Here is a 22524-nt window from a genome sequence, read left to right on the forward strand (position 1 = left end):
GCGAGTCCTGGCTCTTCGAATGCCGATCCGGATCGCGCTCCCATATATTTAGATGAAGCTCGGGCAATGTCGAGGGCGATTGCGAGTGTGCTGCAACCGGTGTGGATCTCGGCTGACCGCCGCGGGCAAAGCAAAGCAGCCCGTAGGTAGAGAGTGTGTTACTTGTTGCCATGGGCTTCAGATGTAGCAGAACGACTGCGGCGGCGTATTGGACGGCAGATACCTGGATAAAGGTTGCGGTTGTGAGAAGCGGATTGGTTCGGAGACCTTTATCGCAAAAGCTTTCATTCGATCCTTGAAATACGCATCGAACTTTTCTCGAGTGACCCCTGCCCGAGCCTCGGTCTTGGCCCAGACTTTTACAGGAGTGTCCTGGAAAATCTCTTCTACTTTGAATCGACCGATGACGCGCGAAATTGGAGCCGTTGCGTAGACAAAGACCTCACTCACATTTTCTTTAAAAATCACCCGCCGGAATTCAAATCCCTTTTCCCCTGCGAAGATAGCATTCGCATACTCAGGATGAATAGACAAGAGAACGCGTTTTTTCATGATCACCGGAGAGCTGAAGGATATGTTCAAGTTGCGACGTTGAGATCTGGAAGAAACCCCAATACATATTGGCACTGATGCCGATCTGCTCGATCAAGGCCTTGCGGTTCGGCCGCTTGGAGAGCGCAAGGTTATATGTGAAGCGAATAACCCAAGGATATCGCTTGTTCTGGTAGAAAGTGCGCAGTTCCGAATCGGAGAAGATGCTGTATGGAGCACAGTAAGCGAGGAAGCTTTCCACCGTTGCAAAATTATTGATATTCGTCAACTCTTCGACTACGCACAACGACGTAACGACCGAAGTGTAGTATGCCGATCCGCCATCCGCAGTCCGGTAGATCAGCAAGGTGTCGCCCCGCCGCAACTGCTCAATACCGCTCATAGCTGCCAGATATATTTTGTGAATACTATTTGTGTGTGAGATATCCTGAAGGATTGAAGAGCTCTCGGTTTTCAGCAAGGAATCGGGCAGCAGGCGTGAATGCCACTGCGGGTAGAGTGACAGGATGAAGTGGCGGCCGACCCCGATTGGTACTCGCGGATAATCCCGCACCACGTCGTTCCATACCAGATCCAAGCGCCGCTCAAGAACCAGCTCTTTTCCATTGTCCGTGTGCTTGACAGCCTCCTGCACAAAGCCATAGCGCAAGAACAGATCGACCAACGCCGAATGCTTCGAAAAAATCGTTACGTAAAGGGCTTCCACGCGCAGATGTATGGCAACATCGAACGCCCTCTTTATAAAACGCTCCCCAAGCCGTGTGCCGTGCGGATTGATTTTGAATGTCCCGATCTTCAGCCTATGGGAACTTCGCAGTGGTGGAATGGTGTCGGCAACCGGCCCGTTTTCCTGCTTTAAATATAGGAAACCGTCTAGAAGCCCTGCGGCGTCACGGAACGTGTATGCCTGGTGATCTCCCTTTTTTTGGAACCATTCGGCAAACTCACCGTAGTCGGATTTTAAAGAATCGAAAAATGGATCGTTAAGTGAGATATCCTTGAATTTTTCGAATCCAAGAAGCACATCGTGCATGCCAGGTCCTCAGGCTTCAGTAGTTTTTCTGGTTACGACTCCGTCCCAGACGGAGGAGAGGCTCTCGGTGACTCCGAGATCCATTCGACCATCTGCGAACGACGCGCGAAATTCGCGGGTGGGACGCCATATTTTAGCGGAATATTTTATTACACAAACGCTCGTGTAACCGCCTTTCATCTGAAAATCTGTTACAACCTCGGTGATTTTTCAACGCGACTCCCACGTCGACGCCCGTAGGCGCGGGCTCTCAGCCCCAGGTCCGCCCGATGGCGCAGTGGATTTCAGCATGTAGGGGTCTTTCAATGTCCGTTTTTTAATCGTGGACTGCGCCGACAGACAACGCTGCCGCGGCTGACCGTTTCGACAGCAGTGATGCACGCGGGCCCGAAGAGCACAAAGCCATCTGTCACCGCCGATCTGTGTTCGGCATCATGTGGCGGGGCGTGCTGACCTATCGGCGACCCCAAACATCACAACGCTGGAGTGATGGTCGAGCGGCCGCGTACTTCAGCTTGCCCCCGCATCGAGTTATAGCCGCGAGCCCCACGAATTGCGAGCAGACGAAACCGGTTCAACAACACCCGATGTCGTCAGTCGCGAGCGCTCGCGTGAGTCGAACGTGACCGATTGAGCGAATAAGTTTCCAAGAAGCAGATGTTGGTGCAGGGAAAGCTGAGACCGACTAGAAGACTCCCCTATTTCCTAGTATTGTCAGGCTAAACCCCTTGCGCCGTCGTCCGGTGACCATTGCCAATGAATACGATACTTCAAAACGCCGTTCAGTCGATTCAGATCGGCGTCGAGGACTTTCAGTCATCTGATCCCCGAAGAGTCCTGTCCGCAACCCGCAACATCACAGCTGGTGTGCTGTTGCTTTTCAAGGAAAAGCTGCGACTTTTGTCACCCGCGGACTCCGACGAGGCGTTGATAAGGCAAAAGCTCGTACCGGAGTTCAAAGCAGATGGAACAGTACACTTCAAAGGGCAAGGAAGAAAAACTGTCGATATCCAGCAAATCAAGGACCGCTTCAAGTCGTTGAATATCACCGTTGACATGACGACGGTTGATAAAATTAGCGATATCCGCAACAACGTCGAGCACTATCTGACTAACGAGTCACCGAGTGCGATCAAGGAACTCGTGGCAGGATCGTTTTTGATCATCCGCGACTTTTTGACGAAGGAACTTGACCACGAACCTGTGGACCTGCTGGGGATGAAGACGTGGAACGTGTTACTCGAGACCGCGGAAGTCTTCGAAAAGGAACGCAAAGAGTGCAAAGACGCCATCGAAGCTATCGACTGGGGAAGTTCCACGATGCACGGTATGGCGACTGAGCTAACCTGTCCGAACTGCGAGTCGACACTGATAAAGCCGATTGATCCGGACGTGTCAGCGGTATCGGACTTGGAGTTCAAATGTACCGTCTGCGGTGAGGTGTCTGAACTCGTTGACATGCTCGAAAAGGCGCTTGCGGATTTTTTTGCCTATGAGATTTATTCGTCCGTCAAGGACGGCGGAGATTCGCCGCTCGCGACTTGCTGGGAGTGCGGCCGCGAAACATACGTCGTTGAGGATGGAGAGTGTGTTGCCTGTGGTACAACTCCGAAGCACGATCGTTGCGCGGTATGTCATGCGCACCTTGGTCCGGATGAACAGGAGTACAACGGCTTGTGCGGGTATCACTTCCACCAAGCGACGAAGGATGACTGACCTCGGAAGGCGCGTCGCACCTGTTAGGAGTAGGCCGCGCGCCGGACGGGCAGTTCATTTCTCGTTCATCAATTGGTGAGCACAAGGCCCCGGATATCAATGAGCCGCGCACGATGCGTTTGCTTATCGCCGCGGCCGCCTTCATAACCGGCCGGTTCCACGATGGAAGCGGCTCGGGCAGACCGCGTCCAGCGTCGTCTAAACGGGTGTGTCAGGTTGGCGCGGGGATCGAGCCAAAGAAGTCAGAGACGTAGATCCACTCCTACTGTACCCGCGTCGCATCGTTTACCATCCTCAAGCGTTGTTTCAATTGATCAATGGGCGTCTTCGATGAAAAGAGCTTCGGCTAAGCAGACCCGCGCCAGAGGATCGGAAGGCGCACTGGCCAAATTCGCGCCCCGGTTTTTGCGTGGACGGCTCGACGGATTCCAGAAAGACATGAAAACATGCCTCACCGGAATTCCTAATCCGAAGCGCCGGGGCAAAGAAACTCACGCATACTTTCCTGCTCTGATGGCGTGTTGCGGCATGTTGGAGTACATGGCGTGCTTGTATCGTGGACCAAGCAGGAACACGAGGAACACCTTCATTGCCAGTTGGCGAGATATAGCCGGTTTCCCAAATAGATTTGTTCCCGGAGTATATGATGAAGATGCAGTGCGGATCTTGCACGAGTCTATAAGAAACGCGGTAGCGCATAGAAGCATCCTATCTGGCGTCTGGGTTGACGAAGATAAACGAAATGCAGGACGCCGGCTCGTCTGGAGCATCTATGAGGACTTCGACGGCCTTGCCATTCAGATCGAGGCACACTCAGGCACGATCAGGCGCGACTCGCTCTGGGAATGTCCGTACACACATCGAGTGCATGTCCGACTTGGTACGCTTTCGAACGATATCTCTGAAGCCATAAATGCGTATATTGCTGAACTCGAATGTTCCGCTGACCTGCAAAATAAGTTCGAAAGATGCTTGAGGTATCTTTATCCCATCGATGCCTCATATCGGGTCTCCGAACGCGGGAACGCTGGTCTATGCGAGCAACCATCGTTGGAGCGGGCGAGAGGGTATGGAAACAGGCTCTTCCCACGCGTTCGAGGGTACGGTCGCAAAGCGCTTGTTGGGCCTAGGTAAGGCGCGTGGTTTGCCGGACTGAATTGCGGGGGGCCGCGTTTGCGGTTATGGGTATAGCGAGATACGACCGCAACCGGGGCCATCCATTGCACCATTTGTTTGTCCGTCTCCCCGTTTTTCGAAGATAGTCAATGGTCAACATGGTCCAATCTGAATGCGGTGCGGGGTGATCGAGCGGCACAGGTGCCATCTACGGGTGGTGATGGCAACAGCTCGACGGCGCCACAAAGGGCGAGCCCGTGCCGCACACAGTACGCGCTCAGCCCGCTGCTTGCGGTCCTTTGGATCTATTAGTTGTAGAACCGTCAGGCTACGTTTGGACCATCGGTCGGGTAGAATTTGCGCGCGAGTCTGCCCACGAGCACGCGTTCTTTCCGAAGGCCTTGATACGCTGCATGTTTCAATCGTAAACCTATTTAACCCCGCTCTGTGAAATTTGCGCGATGATTCGCATCTCCGTTAAAAGCTCCAATTGTGACCAAGACAATCACTACCTTGTCGAAGAGACGGCAACCGCTTCGGTCACGCTTGAAGTCCAGTTCGACGAAATTGTAAGCACTCAGTCCCGCTCGGAGCGGAAGCAAGAACTCACGAAGGCCATCCAGAGCGAACTTTCGCGCTTCAAGTGGCTCATCTCCGGCAGTGTGCAGATTGAGTTCGCCTGGTTTCTCCACGGCATCGAACGGCAGGAGACCGATAAGGTGGGCGACATCGATAACGTTACTAAACCTATTCTCGATGCGTTGACCGGATCTAACGGAATTTTGATTGACGACTCCCAAGTCGGTTCTATTCACACCTTTTGGATGTCACGAAACGAACAAGTCACCTATAATGTTCTGAAGCTAGACATTCAGTTTTCCAACGACGACTGCTTGGACAAGCGCAACCTCGTTTTCATCCAATATTGGAACGCTATGTGTGTTGCTATGAACGTAGACTTTGGCAACCAGAAGTCTGTTCTGGCCGCGCTTATCGTAGTCCAAATGCGCGAACGGCATCGCCAAACTGCTCGTGCGATTCGCGATGCGGGTGCCTGCGCCGACCACTATCTCGTTCAGTCAACATGGGATTTCCATCGAACACGTGTAGACGGATTCCCGAGGGAATGTATCCTCTCGTGGGCACAGTTTAAGCGAAAGGCGCTTGATGCCGGAGTAGCCGGGGTCGACCTGCACGAATAGTCCAGTAGAGCGACTACCGGGTGCTACTGCGGGACAGTGTAACCAGAGGAAGGGACAGTTCCGTCACGTTAGGGTGAGCTCACTGCTGGCAGGGGCTGTGGTCCCGCTGCGCAACGCTGCTAACGTCAGTATCTCGCCAAGATTCTGACGTTGAATGCGACCAACTCCAACGTCGGCTAAGCCCGAATTCCGGCCCTTACTACCGCCCCAACCACCCCCTCAAGCCACCCTCTGCAAATACCCCGGCAACACCGGATCCGGCAACACCGCAAGCACCTTGAGCCTCTGCCTAGTCCGAACCTGTCCGTTATGCAGATGCTCGGCAAGCGCGTCAGCCGCCTTCCGATACTCACGCCGAATCAAGCGTTCGATCACAACTTGATGCTCCACCAACGTGCCTTTATCCGGATGCAGCTGAAACGCGTCATAAAAAGCATGATTAACGATAAGCGGCATATGCGCATGCCCAATAGCAGCAAGCAGCTTCCCGTTAGGCGCCCGGTTTAAAAACGTGTCATGAAGCGTAGTCTCCAGCCGATGCAACTCCCCCGCATCAACCGAATCCGGATCTTCAATCGCGCGTTCAACATCCGCCAGAGCCTCTTTGAGCAGCAAAGACCCCAGCAACGGTCCACTGGCGATCAAAGCAGCCGGCTCCAACAACCCCCGCAGTTCATAATCCTGCGCGACAGCCCTCGCCGTAAGCGGCCCACAGAGCCAATGCGAGTAAGCCGACTTCTCCACCAGCCCCCGATCCCTTAACCGATTAAGCGCCTCTCTCACCGTCCCCCGACTGACCCCAAACCCCTCAGCCGCTTCACTCTCATCGATCCTGAAGTGACCAAAAACGATAGCCAGCGAAATCGCAGCCTCAAGCGAATCAAGAATCCGTTCACTGGTTGAGGGAATCGAAAGCGGCTCCGGCCTGCGATCAAACCCAAGCGTCTCTTCCGACAAAGGCACACGCAAAGGCTCCGGCACCCCGCCATCCGCCTGAGCAACGAGATACCCCCGCCCTTCAAACGTATGTAGCAACCCACCGGCATGCAGCATCTCGAACGCCTTCCTGACCGGCACCCGACTAGTCCCAAACAACCGCGCCACAGGCCCTTCAAGCAACACGAGCCCAGGCACAATCGCCCCAACAGCAATCGCCGACTTGAGTCGATCATGAATCACGCGATATCGCAGCCGGCTATCCGCCTCGATCTGCGTATCGGCGATTTGCGTCGCGTCACTCGACGCAACAACCTTATGCGGGGGAGCGCTTGCGCGTCTTGTCATCGTAAAAGCAACTGCGTAGAGACACTTGCACTATCAGGACCTCATGAACTCGGTCCATCGGCGCACGAGGTAGTTATGCTCATCCATCACCGAATCCCAAACCGCGATCCGGCTCATGCGCGCGACGTACCCACCGCCATCCCGCACTTGCCCGACGGGCACGAGATGCTTGCTGGTAGGCCCTGGCAATTCGGCGGAAGCGCGCGCACCATCGTACCAGTAGGCCCATTCCGCGTCGCTCATCTGAGCGCGTGACTGGTCGGGATTAGAGATATAGAACCCCTGCCGCGCCATCGTCGCGCCGGCCCAGCCTTCGAGCCACCAGTTCAGGTACTCGTAAGCCGCATCGAGTACGCGTCCATGCGCCAGCCGCGATATCCCGATACCGCCAAACCAGGCCCGATATCCCTCACGCGGACGAGCCAACCGAAAGTTCAGCCCTGCCCGCTCGAGCTCCACGGTAGCTGGCGACCAGATACTCTGAATCACGACCTTGTTGGCGATCATCAACTGCGCCGCTTCAGCAAAGCTCGACCAGAACCCTGCAAAATGCCCGCGCCGCTTGAACTCGATCAACGTCCCGATGAGTCCGTCGATCTCCTCGATCTCCAAATTGCCGATATCCCGAAACCGCATCAGTCCGCTGGCCTCGACAGCAAGCGCCGCATCGATAGCGCCGATAGCCGCATCCGCCTGCAACGCCACGCGCCCAGCAAGTTCTGGCGCAAGAAGCCAGGCCCAACTCTCCTCGCCATCGATGAGCGAAGCAGGCATGGCATCCGGCAGATACACGAAGCTATCCGCGTTATGCGTGAGCGGCAGCATGCTGATGCGCTCGCTTGGCTTGCGCGCGAGCGTGCCATCCGCCTGCACGAACAGCCGATCAGCGGGCACACAGCCCGCGCCACCTGCTGGTTGAGCCTTCGTCTTCGCAAGCCGACCCGTACGCGGCAACGCATTAACCTCATCCCATCGACGAATGCGTGAAAGCTCGATAGGCTGAAGCGCATGCGTGGGCCACAAACAATCGATGCTATGAAACCACTGGTCGTACAGTTCATAGCGATCCGGATGCATGACGCCATCGCGCTGCACGCTGCCGCCGTCCTGCACGACAAAGCGCAGCTTGATACCAAGGTCCTGTTCCGCGCGCTTGCGGATATGTTCCTGAAGCGTGACGCTCGTGCCCAGGACGCGCAACTCGACCTTGGAGGAATGCACCGCGGGTGCGGAAGGACTTGAACGAGCAGTGTTCAATCGACGGATTCGGCGTTGTGTGGATGAAGATGCCGGCTAAAGCGCCGGTACGAATCGCGGACGGCATCGCCATCGAGATGTTCCGCGATGAACACGAGACGCGAATGCCTGGCGCCGTCCGGCCAGGCATCGAGATGCAAGACCGGATGCACGAGATGATGCACCGCATGCACGACCACCGGCAGCTGTGCGCCCTCGAGCGCAAGCAGGCCTTTGACTCGCAGAATGTTATCACCGTGACGGTTCAGCAGCATCGTGAACCAGAGCGTGAAAACTGGCCAGTCGAGCGGCTCATCGAAGTCGATGCAGAACGATTCGATACCCGACAGCTTCCCCCGATGCGCGTTCAAACTCGCAAGCGGGCGTGCATTGCCAATAGCTCCAATCGCTTGCACATCGCGCGAACCTGATCGACGCACAAAATCCGTGAATTCATGCGCGTTTGCGGCAACATCTATCACCAGCGAAGCATCGTCACGCTGCGTGCGGCGCATGATCCGCGCTGCCGGATTCAACTGTGCGAGCATGCTTTCGAGCGCATCGACGACAGCGTCCTCCGCGAGATCGGCCTTGCTGATCAACAGCCGGTCCGCCGCCGCAACCTGCGCGAGCCATTCCGGATGGCGCGCCTGTTGCTGCGCCGCATTGAGGGCATCGACGACTGTGACAATAGCCCCGATCGAATAATGACTCGACACGATCTGGTCGCCGAGCAAGGTCGCGACAATAGGCGCAGGCGTAGCCAGCCCCGTCGTTTCCAGCACGACCCGCGAGAACGGCGGCACCTCGCCGCGCGCGCGTCGCGAGAAGAGCGTCGCCAGCGCATCCTTCAGTTCACCGCGAATCGCACAGCAAATGCAGCCGTTATCCAGCAGCACCGTCTGCGCCTCGACTTCGCCGATCAGCAAATGATCCAGCCCGACTTCACCGAACTCGTTGACGAGCACGGCCGTGTCGCGCGCCGCATCGCCCTTGAGCACATCAGCCAGCAACGTGGACTTCCCGCTGCCAAGAAAGCCCGTAACGATGGTGACTGGAATGACATCGTAGGCGAGGCTCATGATCGCGCCTCGTCGTCATCGGCGAACATGGCGAGCGGATCGAGCGGCTTGCCAAGCATCGTTTCAGCAGCCTTCCATATCTGCATGAAGTCCTCGACGATAAGCTGCGCGCCCGTCGGCGATGACAGCACGAACGACTGTCCATGAAAATCCGCAAGCGTCAGCCGATACGCCTCAAGCACACGATTCGCATGCGCCACCTGCACATAGCGTTGCCGCCGCGCGTTCGCGCCTTCGCCCGCGGCCACCGTATTCGACCAGTGCCGTCCGCCGCCGAGCAACCCGCACATGCCGCACATATCCATCCACTCCTTGCATCAGGGCATGACATCGCCGGAATTCGGACCCAGCGTCTGCCCGACAAACAGATTCCCACCCGGATCCGACGCCAGCAGCACAGCAGTCGGCGCCACTTCCTCCGCGCGTCCGAAGCGCCGCAACGGCAGTTCTTTCGACTTCATGTCCTTCCACGCCGAAGAGATGCCATCGACGAGCGGCGTCTCGATCGGCCCCGGCGCAATCGCATTCACCAGCACATTGTCCGGCGCAGCCTCCAGCGCAAGCGACTTCGTGAAGCCGATCACGCCCGCCTTCGCCGCCGCATAGTGCGTCAGTTCCGCGCCGCCCTTGATGCCCAGTTGCGACGCCACGTTGATGATGCGCCCCCAGCGCTGCGCGGTCATCGCGGGCAGCGCGCGCCGTGAGCACAAAAACACGCTGCGCAGATCCACGCGCATCATCTCGTCCCACATCGCAGCGCTGAGATCGACACAACGCGCCTGCGTCAGCATGCCCGCGTTGTTAACGAGAATATCAATGCCACCAAATGCTTCGATGCACCGGTCCACGATGCCATGCGCGCCCGCCTCGTCGCCCACATCGGCGGCGATGGTCTCGACACGCACGCCCTGCGCACGGCACAAATCGGCTTGCGCGGCGAGACGCGTCGCGTTGAGGTCGGCCAGCACGAGACGCGCGCCCGCTTCCGCATACGCGCTCGCAATCGCCGCGCCGATGCCGCTCGCCGCGCCCGTTACCACCGCGCGGCGGCCATCGAGTGAAAAGGTCGATGCCATATGACTTATGCCTCCACGTTGTGTTCAGCCTGGCCAGCGCACCGTCAGGCCACCATCCGCGATGATCGACTGGCCTGTGATGTACGAAGCGTCTTCGCTCGTGAGAAAGCGGATCAGCGTCGCGATCTCGCGCGGCGCGCCCACACGTTTGAGCGGAATGCCCTTCGCCGCTTCACGCAAGCCTTCGGGTCCCAACGAGTTGACTGCATCGAGCGATTGCGGCGTTTCGATCAAGCCCGGTATCACCGCGTTGCAGCGGATATTGCGCGGCGCGAGTTCCATCGCCACGGCTCGGCACAAGCCCGGCACGCCCGCCTTCGCCGCCGAGTAATGCGTGTGATCTTCCCAGCCGTACACGCCGCCCGCAATCGATGAAATCGCCACCATCGCGCCGCCGTCCGTCATGTGGCGAGCCGCCGCACGGAACGTGCGCATGACGCCGGACAGATCGACATCGAGCATCTGATGCCACTGGTCATCGCTCATGTCCGTCAACGGCGATGCCCTCAACAAGCCCGCATTCGCCACCGCATAGTCGATACGACCAAAGCGCTCCATCGCCGCCTGAGCAAAGGCCTCGACTTCCTCTGCCGATGTCACGTCCACCGCATGCATCAGGCATTGCCCGCCCGCCGCTTCCACGGCCTGCGCGGTAGCCTGCGGATCGTGCGGATCGCCCGGAAAATATCCGCCTACAACCGCCACGCCCTGCTCCGCATACGCCACCGCCAGCGCTTGCCCGATACCGCTTGCCGCGCCTGTCACCAATGCAACTTTCACGAAGACCTCCGGGTTATTTGACGTCGGCGGGATCGACATGCCGCGCGAACAGAATGAGCACGCCCGACAGGAAACACGGCACCGCGCCGAACCACAGCGCCGCATGCAGCCAGTCGCCACCATGATTCAGCATCGACGTGACGCCGACGCCCGCGAGAATGGCGCCAATCGGGCCCATTGCATGAACGATTGAGCTGCCCGTGCCGCGAATCGAAGTCGGATAACTTTCGCCGATAAAGAACAGCGCAGCCGAATACGGTCCGATCAGGAAGAACAGCCCAAGGCTATACAACGCGACGACCACCGCCGAACTGCTCGGCCCGAACAACATGCCCGCGAACGCCAGGCCGCCGAGCATCCAGCCAATCGCGAGCGTATTGCGCCGGCCAATCTTGTCGCCGATAAAACCGTGACTCAGATACCCGCAATAGCCAATCACATTCGACAGCACGAGGATCAGCAACGAGTTCTCGAACGACACGCCATGCACGCGCGTCAGCACCGTCGTGCCGAGCACGCTGAAGACCTGGATCGCCGACCAGTTCAGCAGGATGCCGCCGCCGAGCACGAGCGTCGCGCGCAACGCGCTGCCGCGAAAAGCTTCCGCCAAACCCGCGCGGCTATGTTCTTCATAATCCACCGCATGAGCGCTTGCCAGTCCGCGCGCTTCGCTGTCCTGTCCGGCTTCGCGCAATTGCTTGATACGCTTGTGCAGCAGGAACTGCGGGCTTTCCTTCAGCCGTCGTGTCATGAAGAAAATAACGATGGCCGGAAACGTCGCAAACACAAAGCAGCCTTGCCAGCCGATGCGCGGCAAGAGCAGCGCCGTCAAGCCCGATGCGATCAGCGCGCCAATCGGCCAGCCGCCCTGCACGAGGCTATAGATGAAGCCTTTGCGGGCGTTGAGTTTCGGATCGTTGGCGGCCGAATACAGTTCGTTGAGGTAGGTCGCGTTGACCGTTTCCTCCGCATAACCCAGCCCCGACAGCGAGCGGATCAACACGAGCGGAACCTGCCCCATCGCGCCGCCCACCACCGTGAGTCCCGAGCAGACCGCCGCGCCCGCCACGGTCCATAGCAACCCCGCCTTGCGGCCCAGACGGTCGAGTAACGGCCCAATTGCAAAGGCAATCACCGCAGTGCCAATCGCGACAAGCGTGGCAATCTCCGCCTGCGCGGCGGCGTCCCAGTTGTAGTGCTTGCCGATCTCCGGCAACAGCGTCCCGAACAAAATGAAGTCATACACGGCGAACACCCACGCGAAGAACGCGACGATGGTCGCGCGCTTCACGTCGGCCGGAAGGATCGTTTCGAGCTTGAATCCGGATGAAGCGGACGGCGCTTGGCCGTCCATCGTCGCGCCTTCGCGCAATGGAGAGGAGTTCATGGGTCGGGCCTTGGGTCGGTGAGGGTCAGGACTTGCGCGGGCTGCGCCGCAGGAAGTCGTCGGCAATCTCGTCGCACGTGACAAAACGCACGCCTTCATGCTTGCGGAAATGCGCGATCAATCGTTCGAGCATCAGCAGCACCTGCGCACGACCCGACACGTCCGGATGAATCGTCACCGGGAACACCGCATAGTCGTGCTCGCGATACACCCAGTCGAACTGGTCGCGCCACATCTCTTCCAGATGCCGCGGATTCACAAAGCCATGGCTGTTCGGCGCCTTCTTGATGAACATCATCGGCGGCAGGTCGTCGAGATACCAGTTCGCCGGAATCTCGACGAGATCCGTTTCGTGACCGCGCTGCAACGGCTTCATCCAGGTATCCGGATGCTTGCTGTAATCGATCTTCGTCCACGAATCACCGACGCGCACGTAGTACGGGTGATAGTCGTTGTGCATCAGGCTATGGTCGTACTTGATGCCTTTCTTCACGAGCAATTCATTCGTGACATTACTGAACTCCCACCACGGCGCCACATAACCCGTCGGCCGCTTGCCGCTCAGTTGCGTCACCAGTTCGATGCTGCGGTCGAGCACGGCCTCTTCCTGCTCGGGCGTCATCGCAATCGGATTCTCATGGCTGTAGCCATGGATGCCGATCTCATGTCCCGCATCGGCAACCGCCTTCATCTGCTCCGGGAAGGTTTCAATCGAATGACCCGGGATGAACCAGGTCGTCTTGATCTTCTCGCGCTCAAATAGCTTTAAGAGCCGCATCGAGCCGACCTCGCCCGCGAACAAACCGCGCGAGATGTCGTCGGGCGAATCCTCTCCGCCATACGAGCCGAGCCATCCGGCCACCGCATCCACGTCGATGCCGAATGCAACGAGTATTTCCTTGGCCATGCCGTTCTCCTTGAGCAATTCAATTCAGTGCGACCGTCTGCTCGACGGCCAGTGCGACGCCGATCAGCGCGTCGTCGTCGTTTTGCGCGCGCAGCAACTGCACGCTGGTGGGAAGTCCCTGTTCGTCGACGCCGGTCGGCATCGCGAATGCGGGCGTGTCGAGATAGCTGCCGGGCATCGTCATCGAGAGCGTCGCGAGATTGACCTGTGCAAAGCGTTCGGGATCGCGTTCCAGCGGCGCGGCTTCAGGCGCGACGTGCGGCACGGTCGGCAGCAGCACCGTCGCGCCCGCGAGTTCGTCGCGCAGGCGTGCGATCAACGGCGCGCGTGCATCGAGTAATTCGGCAAGACGTGAAGGCGGCACGCTGCGGCTGAGTTCAAGACGTGTACGCACGCGTTGATCGATGCGTTCCGCATCGGCGGAATCGAGCACCGGACGATAAAGCTCGAACGCTTCGAGCGAACCAAACCAGCCGCGTGTCTTCAGCAGATCGCAGGTTTCATCGAACGCCGCGAGCGGGATTTCGTCGATGCGCGCGCCGGCCCGCACGAGCCTCGCGACGAAGCGCATGAAGTTGTTCGCGACGCTGTCCGTCACCGCAAAACGCGTCTGCCATCCCGACGGCACGATGAAGCGTTGACCGCGCACGTCCGCCGGCGCTTCGATGGCGGGCTGCATGCGCACGGCGGCATCGAACGCCGCGCAGTCCGCGACGGTGCGCGCAAGCGGCCCGAGCGTGTCCGCTGAACGTGACAGGCCAGTCACGCCTGCCTGCGGATAGCGCGCCCGGCTCGCCCGATATCCGACGATGCCGTTCAACGCCGCCGGCACGCGAATGGAGCCCGCCGTGTCGGTGCCGATTGCAATCGGCACGACGCCCATTGCCACGGCAATCGCGCTGCCCGATGACGATCCGCCCGGCACGCGATGCTCGCCCTCGAAGGCTGGATTGAATGGCGTGCCGAAGTGCGGATTCAGGCCCAGCCCGGAATACGCGAACTCGCTGAGATTGGTCTTGCCGATGCCGACCAGTCCCGCGCGCACGCTGGCCGCGACGAGCGGCGCGTCGGCCGTCGCGGGCGCGCGGTCGCGATACAGCGCCGAGGCGGCGGTCGTCACGCTGCCGCTGATATCGAAGAGATCCTTCCACGCGACCGGCACGCCATCGAGCGCGCTGGCCGGACGCTTGTCGCGCCAACGTTGCGCGGCCGCGCGCGCTTCATCGAGCGTGCGGGTTTCATCGAAAGAGATGAATGCGGCATTGGCCCCGCGCGCGGCGGACAGCGCCCGTTGCGCGACCTCGACGGGATCGGCGCTGCCCTTGGCATACGCCTCGGCAAGCGCGCGGGCGCTGACGCCCTGGATGAACGATGAACTCAAGCCAAGCCACCTTGAACGAATGAGTGTTGAAAATGTACTTCGTCAACAACATCCGTTTACAGTGACGGGAACAAAAATAAAGGGCAAATCAGGGATTACCCTGGTTTGCCCTTCTACCGCGAACCGGCCATGCCGTTCAGTCAGGCCTTCTTCGCGCCAATCGTGCGATCGAGAAAGCCGAGCAGCAGCGGACCGATTTCATCCAGCTTGTCTTCCAGCGCGAAATGCCCGGTGTCAAGAATGTGCACTTCCGCATCGGGCAGATCGCGCAGATACGGATGCGCCCCTTCTTCCGGGAAGATCTTGTCGTTCTTGCCCCAGACGATGATCGTCGGCGGACGGTGTTCACGGAAAAACGCCTGGAACTGCGGATAGAGCGGCACGTTCGTGCCATAGTCGAGGAACAGGTCCATCTGGATATCGCGGTTGCCCGGACGGTCGAGCAAGGCCTGGTCGTGAACCCAGTTGTCGGGGCTGATTCGGGAGACGTCCGAAACGCCATCGGTGTACTGAAATTTGGTGATGTCGAGCGTCACGAGACCGTGCAGCGCTTCGCGATTCTTCGCCGAGTTGTCGTTCCAATAGGCCTTGATCGGATTCCAGAATTCACGCAGGCCTTCTTCATACGCATTGCCGTTCTGCACGATCAGGCCCGTCACGCGCGCCGGATTCTTCAGCGCAAGCCGATAACCCACCGGCGCGCCATAGTCCATCACATACATGGCAAAGCGTTCGACGCCAAGCCGCGCCAGCAAGGTATCGACGATATCGGCGAAAGCCTGGAAGCCATACTTGAAGGACTTGTGATCCGGCGCATCGCTTTGACCGAAGCCCGGATAGTCCGGCGCAATCACACGATACTTTCCGGCGAGTACCGGAATGAGGTTGCGGAACATATGCGACGAAGTGGGGAAGCCATGAAGCAGCAATACCACAGGCGCATCCTTCGCACCGGCTTCGCGATAGAACACGTTGAGGCCATCGATGTTTTCGGACTGATAGCGAACGACTGGAATCGAAGTCATGATTGAATCTCCTGTTGGAAGGACATCACAACGCTGCATTCGTTAGAAGCTATTGCGGCTCTCGGGGTCGTGTCTGCAGCGCAACTGAATTCATGTTGCCGGATTGATCGCGACGACAGAATCCATCAAACGAAGAAGGCACCATTCGGGGATGGAGAAGAATGCAGGCGCCGTGTCAGAGCAGCGGCAGCACGGATTTGACGTGTCCTTCGAAGCGGTCGAGCAATCTCGACGAAGGCCCACGGCCCCGCTGCACCATGATGCCGACGGAAGGCAACGCGGGCAGACTGTTCGATGCAGGCAAGGTCACAAGATCGGACGGCACAGCATGCTGCGTGAGCACCGCGATAGCCTGTCCCGAGCGCACCACCGCCGTCAATCCCGCAAGACTGGCGCTTGCATAAGCAATACGATATTTCCGGCCGATGCGCTCAAGACTGGTAATGGCCGCCTGATGATCCAGCGTGTCCGGTTCGGAGAGCGCGAGTTGCAAGGGATCGTGATTCATCGCGTCGCTGTCACCGCTGCCGACCCATACGAACGATTCACGACGCAGGACGTGCTCGCTGCGGACGCCGTCCGGCACGGAGACGATGGCCAGATCGAGGTCATGTTGATCGAGCAGTTGCAACAGGCGCACGGTCGGCGCACAGACCACTTCGATCAGCACCTGCGGGTGCTGCATCGCGAATCCCTGAAGAATCGGCGGAACGAAGACCTGCGAGTAATCCTCGGGACAACCGAGCCGCAACGAACCCGACAAACTTTCGCCGATGAGTTCGGCCACGGCGTCATCGTGCGTTCGAAGAATCTTGCGCGCGTGCACGAGCAGTCGCTCGCCGTGCATGGTCAGCGTGACGCCTCGTGCGCCCCGGACGAGCAGCGGCTTCTCGACGATCAGTTCCAGCCGCTTGATCTGCTGGCTCAAGGCCGCCTGCGTGCGCCCGACTTCGCCGGCCGCGCGGCTCATCACACCGGATTCGGCAATGGCGACGAAATTGCGCAGCAGATCGATGTCCAGTTGTGGGCCCATAGCCTGAGTGACGTGACGACGCGTAAAGGGAAGAAAACGATTCTCCCAGAAAGCACAGTCCCTCACACTGCCCACGTCACCTCGTTACGAAGCCAGCTTCCGGAATGTGGCGATCACCGCATCGCCCTTGAACGGCTTCACGATCCAGCCCTTCACGCCCGCCGCCTTGCCCCGCTCCTTCATGGCCGGGCTGCTTTCGGTCGTCAGCATGATGACGTTGACCGTCTGGTTCGCGAGTTCACCGCGAATCTTCTCGACCATCGTCAGGCCGTCCATGTTCGGCATGTTCACGTCGCTGACGATCAGGCGGATGCCCGCATCCGCGCGCAGCTTCGCCAGGCCGTCCTTGCCATCCACCGCGGTTGCCACATCCAGTCCGCTGCTCTTCAGAAAGCCGGCCACTTCGTCGCGTACCGTGCTCGAATCGTCCACTACCAATACTTTTGCCATCTTTCTCATTCCTTGCGCCCGAGGCGCTTCATTGCCATTGACACAGTCCCGCGCGCGTTCAGATTCAGAACAGTTCGAGTTCGCCTTCGCCCTGTTCTTCCATGGCGCTTGCGGTGAAATCCATCGCCGCCTGCGCACAGACGCACGCCGTGACCGCCAGCCGCGCTTCCCCGCCCGGACGCAACGCGTAGCGCCAGACGTGATCCGGCCTGAGTTCATCGATGAAGTCGATGCAGCGGCTGCTCAGCGCAAAGGGCGTCGACATCCCCAGATCCGGAAAATGCGCGACCAGTTGCTGGTTGATGGACCCGCAACACAGGTTGACGTGCTCCATCAGCACGTCTGCCAGCGCTTGCTCGCGTTTCGCGCCGGGATAGCAGGCGCGGGTGGCGTCGTCGTCGTTGAAGTGCAGCACGAAGAGCAGGCGGAACGTGAGCGACGAGATCGTCAACACCAGCGCATGCTGCGGCAGCGTGGCGCGATGCTGCTGCACGTTCGCGTGCGTGATCTCCATGGGCGCGTCGTCTCGCGCGCGCAGCCGCGAGCCAACCGCCTGCTCCACAATCTGACCGATACTGCGCCTCGCCTCTTCCGAAATCATGCGGCCACCTGTTCCATCTCCGTGCGGAACCGGCCCGCGAGCATTTCCACGCTGCCGAGCGACGCCGTGATCATCTTGCCGCCCGCCTGAATGTCCTGGAACGTGGCGGCGGTGGTCAGGTCGTTGCGCAGCAGGCTGTCGCGATAGCTCTTCGACAACTCTTGCGACCGCGAAGCCAGCGCCCGCACCTCGCTTGCGACGATCGAAAATCCACGCCCCGCCGAGCCCGCGCGCGCCGCCTCGATCGACGCATTCAGCGACACGATCAACACATGCTGCACGATCGAAGACAGCTCCTGATTCTTCGAGTGCATGTCGCGGTTCTGCGCCATCAGCGAGATCATCTGCTCGTGCCAGCGCTCGAACGTGAGCGTCAGCACCTTGAGGCGCGCGGCTTCATCGGCGATACGGTTTGCCTGTTGCAGGCGCTCATCCGCGTGCGCTCTTGCTGCCGTCAGCGAGACGTGCAGGTCGTCGCGTTCGGCATGCGCCCGATCGAGCGCGGCTTGCAGCAAGGTCGCCCGTTGCGTCAGTTCATCGATACGCTTGCCGCTTGCCGCCAGTTCGTCGCGGCAGGCATTTTCGATCGCACCGAGCCGCTCGCGAAAAGCGATGTCCTGTTGCAGTTGAATGCCCAGATGCCTCTTGCTCATCTTGTGCACCCAGACCATCACGCTCACGACGAACATCGCGCCCACGCAGGCCGCCATCCACTTGTACTCCATTGCCATCACCTTCCGTTATCCGATTACGGCATCGAAGCCAGCTTCTTCCTCGATCACCACGCTCGCCGGCAGCCACACGACCGTCTGGAACGCGCGAAACGCCGCGCCGTGATCTTCATCAATGAACTGCATCTCGATGCGCCCGCCCTCGCGCTCGACGAACGCCCGCACCGCATCCATGCCGACACCGCGCCCCGACACTTCCGTCACGTTCTGCGCCGTCGAGAATCCCGGGCGGAACACGAGTTCGGCGAGGGCTTCGTCGGCGGGAAAGGTGGCTGCATCCAGCCAGCCGCGATGTAGCGCGTTCTCGCGGATCTTGTGCAGCGCGAGACCTCGGCCATCGTCGCCGAGCGTGATGCGCAATGCATCGCCGTGCATGCGTGCATCGACATGAATCGAGCCTGCGGCCGGTTTGCCTTGCGCGATCCGTTCTTCCGCCGTCTCGATGCCGTGATCGATGCTGTTGCGTAAAAGATGCGTGAAGACATTGGCGAGACGGCCCGCCAGTTCGCCGCCGATACGACAGCCGTGATCATTCACGCTCACGCGCGGCGCAGGCTTGCCGAGTTCTTTGGCGAGCGAAGGCAGCGAGACGATCGGCGCATCGAGCGCGTCCCCGATTGTCTCCTTATCCAGCACCCGCAACATGCGGTGCAGCGATGCGCGCACGGCGGCGAGCGTCTGTGCGTCGTTGGCATCGGCGGCTTCGAGCAGCTCGATGTTCTGCTGGATGAACTCGCGATCGATCCCGCCCTGACCCGCCGATGTCTTGCGTCCCAGGCTCACTTCATTGACCGTCGCATAGCTTTGCAGCGCCGCGCGCACGCGCTCCAGGTCGGCGATCAGTTCGTCGCGATTCCAGAGCGTGCCGTCGCTGTCCTGGCGGATCGCGTCATAGCGCTGCTCGGTGTCGTGCACCACGCTCGTCAGATGCTGAAGGCTATAAGTACGCGCGTTGCCCTTCACCGTATGCATGTTGCGGAACAGTTGCGCGACCGCTTCCTTGCTCGGAATGTCGTGCTCGCGAATGATGCGTTCGTTTTCGCCGACAAAACTCGCCGCGCTCTGCATGAAGCGCTCGAACTTCTCCTGGCTGATGGCGAGCACCTCGCCGATCATGTCGAGCCTGCGCCGTTGTTCACCGGCTTCGGCGGCCAGCGCCTTGAGTTCGGTGACGTCGCGCACGCACAGCATGAGGCGCACGATCACGCCTTCTTCGTTCGTGATGGCGGACCAGCTCAGGTCGAGCACCTTCTTGCGGCCATCGCCCATGTCCTTGACGATTTCATCGGCGAGCAGATGCCGGTTGAAGTCGAAGTTCATGATGTCTTCGCCGAGGCAGGCGTCGATGGCCGCGCCCTGCTGGTCCAGCGTATCGCTGCCGAGATTCGTGCCGCCGAACACCACATCCATCACGCGCAGTCCGGCTAGCTGATCCGTTTCGAAGATCGCTTCGAGGAACGCCGAATACTCGGGATGAATCGTCGCGCCCGGCACCACGGTGAGAATGCCTTGCGGCATGTTCTGCAACATCGCCTGAATGTCGGCGGTGCGCTGTTTCAGTTGCTGTGAGCTTTCCTGAATCTTCTCGATCATGCCGTTGAATGCGACGATCGAGCGGCCAATCTCGTCCATGCGCTCCACCGGCACGCGGCGCGTGAAGTCCTGACTCGATGCAATCTCGCTCATCATGATCTGCATGCGGCTGAGCGGGAGCGAGATCTGCCGATAGAGCAGCACGCTGATGCCCACGAGAATCAGCACCGCGACACCCGTAGCCGCCGAGATGATGACGCTCGTCGTGGCGAGCGCGTCGTTCAGCGTGCCGATGGCCGCGTCCTTCTCGCGGTTCTTCTCGATGCGCAGCGTCTCGACAATGCCCTGAAGCTCGTCCTTGTACTGCGCGACGTTCGCGAACAGGAACGCTTGCGCGAAGGCGCTCTTGCCTTGCGCCTGCATCTGCTCGGTTTGCTTGATGGCGTCGAAGTAGTTCGCGAGGCTCTCGCGCGCCTGCACGACGAGGCCCTTTTGCGCAGTGCTGTTTGCGGCGCGCTCCTGAGCGTCGAGTGCCGCTTTCAAGGTGTGCTCGCGCTCGGTCAAAAGCTCGCGCGCCTGCGCGGCGATCTGTGCGTCCGGTGCATAGACCAGCGTCATCGTCGCGATCTGAACGTCCTTGACTTGCGCGGCGAGATCCGCAGAAGCGAGCGCGCTTGGCACTACACCTTGCGTAACCTGCTGCACTTCGCTTGCGCTGTCGTGAGTCCGCTTGACGGCATAGCCGCCGATCGCCGCCAGTGCCGTGAGCATGAGCACGACGAGCAAGGCAATGCGCTGCCTGATAGTCATCTGTGAATCCCCGTTTCGTTGCGATACAGGCCGCATGAAGCAACCGCCCGTCTGGTCTGACTTTTATGTGTTCGGGCGCCGGGATTATTCGTTCTGGGCGTGTCAGGTGCGTGACACGGAGCGCATCGGCATAAAAAAACGGCCACCGGTCCGAAGACCGATGGCCGTATTCACACGCTTGCAGCTTCTAGCGTTACTCTTCGCTCTTCAACTGCGGCAGCGCCGAAGCTTCGCCCGGCGTCAGCAGACCAACCTGCGCGTAGATGCGCAGCTTGTCGCGCGTATCGGTGATGTCGAGATTGCGCATCGTCAACTGGCCGATGCGGTCACGCGGCGAGAAGGTCGACGCAACCTTTTCCATCGAGAGACGTTCCGGCTGATACGTGAGGTTCGGCGACTTCGTGCTGAGCAGCGAGTAGTCGTTTCCGCGACGCAGTTCCACCGTCACTTCGCCGGTGATCGCGCGCGCGACCCAGCGTTGCGCCGTTTCGCGCAGCATGATGGCTTGCGGATCGAACCAGCGGCCCTGATACAGCAGACGGCCGAGACGGCGGCCATTCTCGCGATACTGCTCAATCGTGTCTTCGTTATGGATGCCCGTCACGAGCCGCTCATACGCGATGTACAGCAGCGCGAGTCCCGGCGCTTCATAAATGCCGCGGCTCTTCGCCTCGATGATGCGGTTTTCGATCTGATCGCTCATGCCCAGACCATGACGGCCGCCGATACGATTCGCTTCCAGCAGCAACTCGACGGCATTCGGGAAGGTCTTGCCATTCAGCGCGACCGGCTGGCCTTCCTCGAAGCGGATGGTGACTTCCTCGCGATCCACCTTCACGTCATCGCGCCAGAAGGCCACGCCCATGATCGGGTTGACGATGCGGATGCCGCTCTCAAGGCTCTCCAGATCCTTCGCTTCGTGCGTGGCGCCGAGCAGGTTCGAATCCGTGGAATAAGCCTTCTCCGCCGACATCTTGTACGCGAAGCCCGACTGGCGCATGAACTCCGACATCTCCGAGCGGCCGCCGAGTTCGTCGATGAACTGCTGATCCAGCCACGGCTTGTAGATCTTGAGATCCGGGTTCACGAGCAGACCGTAGCGGTAGAAGCGCTCGATGTCGTTGCCCTTGTAGGTGGAGCCGTCGCCCCAGATATTGACGCCGTCTTCCTTCATCGCGGCGACGAGCATCGTGCCCGTCACGGCGCGGCCGAGCGGCGTGGTGTTGAAGTAGGTGACGCCCGCCGTCGAGACGTGGAACGCGCCGCTTTGCAGCGCGGCGATGCCTTCGGCGACCAGTTGTGCACGGCAGTCGATCAGGCGCGCACCTTCGGCGCCATATTCGGTCGCGCGGCGCGGGATCGAATCGTAGTCGTCCTCGTCGGGCTGGCCGAGATTCGCGGTGTACGCGTACGGCACGGCGCCTTTCTGCTTCATCCAGTGAAGCGCGGCGCTGGTATCGAGACCGCCGGAGAATGCAATGCCGACCTTCTGGCCAACGGGGACACTTTCGAGAATTGTGCTCATGAGCAAATACCGTCTAATCGACAAAAGGAAAACGTGGTCGGACTGCCGAGTATCGGCGAAGCCC

The 22524-nt window shown here is 59.7% G+C and carries 20 protein-coding genes; 2 read left to right on the forward strand and 18 right to left on the reverse strand.

The annotated features are described in order from the left end of the window. Positions 1 to 177 precede the first annotated feature (177 nt). Both QCE88_RS22555 and QCE88_RS22560 read right to left on the reverse strand, forming a co-directional pair. A complete protein-coding gene (locus tag QCE88_RS22555; protein WP_309906281.1) occupies positions 178 to 552 on the reverse strand; it encodes an ASCH domain-containing protein in 375 nt (124 codons plus the stop codon). Continuing rightward, the gene (locus QCE88_RS22560) at positions 518 to 1585 is read right to left on the reverse strand and encodes an N-acetyltransferase (protein ID WP_309906283.1); all 1068 of its coding nucleotides are present in this window, start codon (positions 1583 to 1585) and stop codon (positions 518 to 520) included. Before QCE88_RS22560 ends, QCE88_RS22555 begins: the two co-directional genes overlap by 35 nt. A 756-nt stretch (positions 1586 to 2341) precedes the next feature. On the opposite strand from QCE88_RS22560, the gene QCE88_RS22565 reads away from it, so the two are divergent. Continuing rightward, positions 2342 to 3301: a zinc ribbon domain-containing protein gene (locus tag QCE88_RS22565; RefSeq protein ID WP_309906285.1), complete on the forward strand. Its 960-nt coding sequence runs from the start codon at positions 2342 to 2344 to the stop codon at positions 3299 to 3301. A 1577-nt stretch (positions 3302 to 4878) separates the two neighbouring features. Further along, positions 4879 to 5619 (forward strand): RusA family crossover junction endodeoxyribonuclease, encoded by a 741-nt coding sequence (locus QCE88_RS22570; protein WP_309906287.1) that lies wholly within the window; start codon positions 4879 to 4881, stop codon positions 5617 to 5619. Between the two features lie 219 nt (positions 5620 to 5838). Here QCE88_RS22570 and QCE88_RS22575 read toward each other — a convergent pair whose 3' ends face one another. The 16 genes from QCE88_RS22575 to argG form a co-directional block, all read right to left on the reverse strand. Beyond that, on the reverse strand, positions 5839 to 6903 hold the full coding sequence (locus QCE88_RS22575) for a GntR family transcriptional regulator (protein ID WP_309906289.1): 1065 nt from the start codon (positions 6901 to 6903) through the stop codon (positions 5839 to 5841). Positions 6904 to 6936: 33 nt separating this feature from the next. Continuing rightward, a complete protein-coding gene (locus QCE88_RS22580) occupies positions 6937 to 8124 on the reverse strand; it encodes an extracellular solute-binding protein (RefSeq protein WP_309906574.1) in 1188 nt (395 codons plus the stop codon). Between the two features lie 32 nt (positions 8125 to 8156). Further along, positions 8157 to 9221: a GTP-binding protein gene (locus tag QCE88_RS22585; protein ID WP_309906292.1), complete on the reverse strand. Its 1065-nt coding sequence runs from the start codon at positions 9219 to 9221 to the stop codon at positions 8157 to 8159. Further along, positions 9218 to 9511 (reverse strand): hypothetical protein, encoded by a 294-nt coding sequence (locus QCE88_RS22590; protein WP_309906294.1) that lies wholly within the window; start codon positions 9509 to 9511, stop codon positions 9218 to 9220. Before QCE88_RS22590 ends, QCE88_RS22585 begins: the two co-directional genes overlap by 4 nt. Positions 9512 to 9538: 27 nt before the next feature. Next, positions 9539 to 10297: an SDR family NAD(P)-dependent oxidoreductase gene (locus tag QCE88_RS22595; protein ID WP_309906296.1), complete on the reverse strand. Its 759-nt coding sequence runs from the start codon at positions 10295 to 10297 to the stop codon at positions 9539 to 9541. Between the two features lie 24 nt (positions 10298 to 10321). After that, complete coding sequence (locus QCE88_RS22600; RefSeq protein ID WP_409018183.1) at positions 10322 to 11077, reverse strand: SDR family NAD(P)-dependent oxidoreductase; 756 nt, start codon at positions 11075 to 11077, stop codon at positions 10322 to 10324. 13 nt (positions 11078 to 11090) lie between these two features. Next, entirely contained in the window at positions 11091 to 12464 is a 1374-nt protein-coding gene (locus tag QCE88_RS22605; RefSeq protein ID WP_309906300.1) for an MFS transporter, read from the reverse strand. Between the two features lie 25 nt (positions 12465 to 12489). Further along, entirely contained in the window at positions 12490 to 13371 is an 882-nt protein-coding gene (locus tag QCE88_RS22610) for a polysaccharide deacetylase (RefSeq protein WP_309906302.1), read from the reverse strand. A 19-nt stretch (positions 13372 to 13390) separates the two neighbouring features. After that, positions 13391 to 14752 (reverse strand): amidase, encoded by a 1362-nt coding sequence (locus tag QCE88_RS22615; RefSeq protein ID WP_309906304.1) that lies wholly within the window; start codon positions 14750 to 14752, stop codon positions 13391 to 13393. A gap of 140 nt (positions 14753 to 14892) precedes the next feature. Beyond that, positions 14893 to 15777: an alpha/beta hydrolase gene (locus QCE88_RS22620; RefSeq protein WP_309906306.1), complete on the reverse strand. Its 885-nt coding sequence runs from the start codon at positions 15775 to 15777 to the stop codon at positions 14893 to 14895. Positions 15778 to 15952: 175 nt separating this feature from the next. Then, on the reverse strand, positions 15953 to 16810 hold the full coding sequence (locus tag QCE88_RS22625; RefSeq protein WP_309906307.1) for a LysR family transcriptional regulator: 858 nt from the start codon (positions 16808 to 16810) through the stop codon (positions 15953 to 15955). A gap of 84 nt (positions 16811 to 16894) precedes the next feature. Beyond that, a complete protein-coding gene (locus tag QCE88_RS22630) occupies positions 16895 to 17260 on the reverse strand; it encodes a response regulator (RefSeq protein ID WP_309815121.1) in 366 nt (121 codons plus the stop codon). Between the two features lie 64 nt (positions 17261 to 17324). After that, on the reverse strand, positions 17325 to 17774 hold the full coding sequence (locus QCE88_RS22635; protein ID WP_309906309.1) for a hypothetical protein: 450 nt from the start codon (positions 17772 to 17774) through the stop codon (positions 17325 to 17327). Positions 17775 to 17857: 83 nt separating this feature from the next. Continuing rightward, positions 17858 to 18586: a methyl-accepting chemotaxis protein gene (locus tag QCE88_RS22640; protein WP_409018184.1), complete on the reverse strand. Its 729-nt coding sequence runs from the start codon at positions 18584 to 18586 to the stop codon at positions 17858 to 17860. Between the two features lie 15 nt (positions 18587 to 18601). Continuing rightward, positions 18602 to 20935, reverse strand: a complete 2334-nt coding sequence (locus tag QCE88_RS22645) for an ATP-binding protein (RefSeq protein WP_309906311.1) — start codon at positions 20933 to 20935, stop codon at positions 18602 to 18604. A gap of 193 nt (positions 20936 to 21128) precedes the next feature. Further along, a complete protein-coding gene (gene argG, locus QCE88_RS22650) occupies positions 21129 to 22460 on the reverse strand; it encodes an argininosuccinate synthase (RefSeq protein ID WP_309906313.1) in 1332 nt (443 codons plus the stop codon). Positions 22461 to 22524: the final 64 nt, after the last annotated feature.

It is taken from the genome of Caballeronia sp. LZ035, assembly GCF_031451175.1.
Classification (GTDB): Bacteria; Pseudomonadota; Gammaproteobacteria; order Burkholderiales; family Burkholderiaceae; genus Caballeronia.

What these genes read in the sequence shown, in the direction of transcription:
- QCE88_RS22555 (WP_309906281.1), bottom strand. Translation starts at nt 552, where the DNA reads ATGAAAAAACGCGTTCTCTTGTCTATTCATCCTGAGTATGCGAATGCT.
- QCE88_RS22560 (WP_309906283.1), bottom strand. Translation starts at nt 1,585, where the DNA reads ATGCACGATGTGCTTCTTGGATTCGAAAAATTCAAGGATATCTCACTT.
- QCE88_RS22565 (WP_309906285.1), top strand. Translation starts at nt 2,342, where the DNA reads ATGAATACGATACTTCAAAACGCCGTTCAGTCGATTCAGATCGGCGTC.
- QCE88_RS22570 (WP_309906287.1), top strand. Translation starts at nt 4,879, where the DNA reads ATGATTCGCATCTCCGTTAAAAGCTCCAATTGTGACCAAGACAATCAC.
- QCE88_RS22575 (WP_309906289.1), bottom strand. Translation starts at nt 6,903, where the DNA reads ATGACAAGACGCGCAAGCGCTCCCCCGCATAAGGTTGTTGCGTCGAGT.
- QCE88_RS22585 (WP_309906292.1), bottom strand. Translation starts at nt 9,221, where the DNA reads ATGAGCCTCGCCTACGATGTCATTCCAGTCACCATCGTTACGGGCTTT.
- QCE88_RS22590 (WP_309906294.1), bottom strand. Translation starts at nt 9,511, where the DNA reads ATGTGCGGGTTGCTCGGCGGCGGACGGCACTGGTCGAATACGGTGGCC.
- QCE88_RS22595 (WP_309906296.1), bottom strand. Translation starts at nt 10,297, where the DNA reads ATGGCATCGACCTTTTCACTCGATGGCCGCCGCGCGGTGGTAACGGGC.
- QCE88_RS22605 (WP_309906300.1), bottom strand. Translation starts at nt 12,464, where the DNA reads ATGAACTCCTCTCCATTGCGCGAAGGCGCGACGATGGACGGCCAAGCG.
- QCE88_RS22610 (WP_309906302.1), bottom strand. Translation starts at nt 13,371, where the DNA reads ATGGCCAAGGAAATACTCGTTGCATTCGGCATCGACGTGGATGCGGTG.
- QCE88_RS22620 (WP_309906306.1), bottom strand. Translation starts at nt 15,777, where the DNA reads ATGACTTCGATTCCAGTCGTTCGCTATCAGTCCGAAAACATCGATGGC.
- QCE88_RS22625 (WP_309906307.1), bottom strand. Translation starts at nt 16,810, where the DNA reads ATGGGCCCACAACTGGACATCGATCTGCTGCGCAATTTCGTCGCCATT.
- QCE88_RS22630 (WP_309815121.1), bottom strand. Translation starts at nt 17,260, where the DNA reads ATGGCAAAAGTATTGGTAGTGGACGATTCGAGCACGGTACGCGACGAA.
- QCE88_RS22635 (WP_309906309.1), bottom strand. Translation starts at nt 17,774, where the DNA reads ATGGAGATCACGCACGCGAACGTGCAGCAGCATCGCGCCACGCTGCCG.
- QCE88_RS22640 (WP_409018184.1), bottom strand. Translation starts at nt 18,586, where the DNA reads ATGGAGTACAAGTGGATGGCGGCCTGCGTGGGCGCGATGTTCGTCGTG.
- QCE88_RS22645 (WP_309906311.1), bottom strand. Translation starts at nt 20,935, where the DNA reads ATGACTATCAGGCAGCGCATTGCCTTGCTCGTCGTGCTCATGCTCACG.
- argG (WP_309906313.1), bottom strand. Translation starts at nt 22,460, where the DNA reads ATGAGCACAATTCTCGAAAGTGTCCCCGTTGGCCAGAAGGTCGGCATT.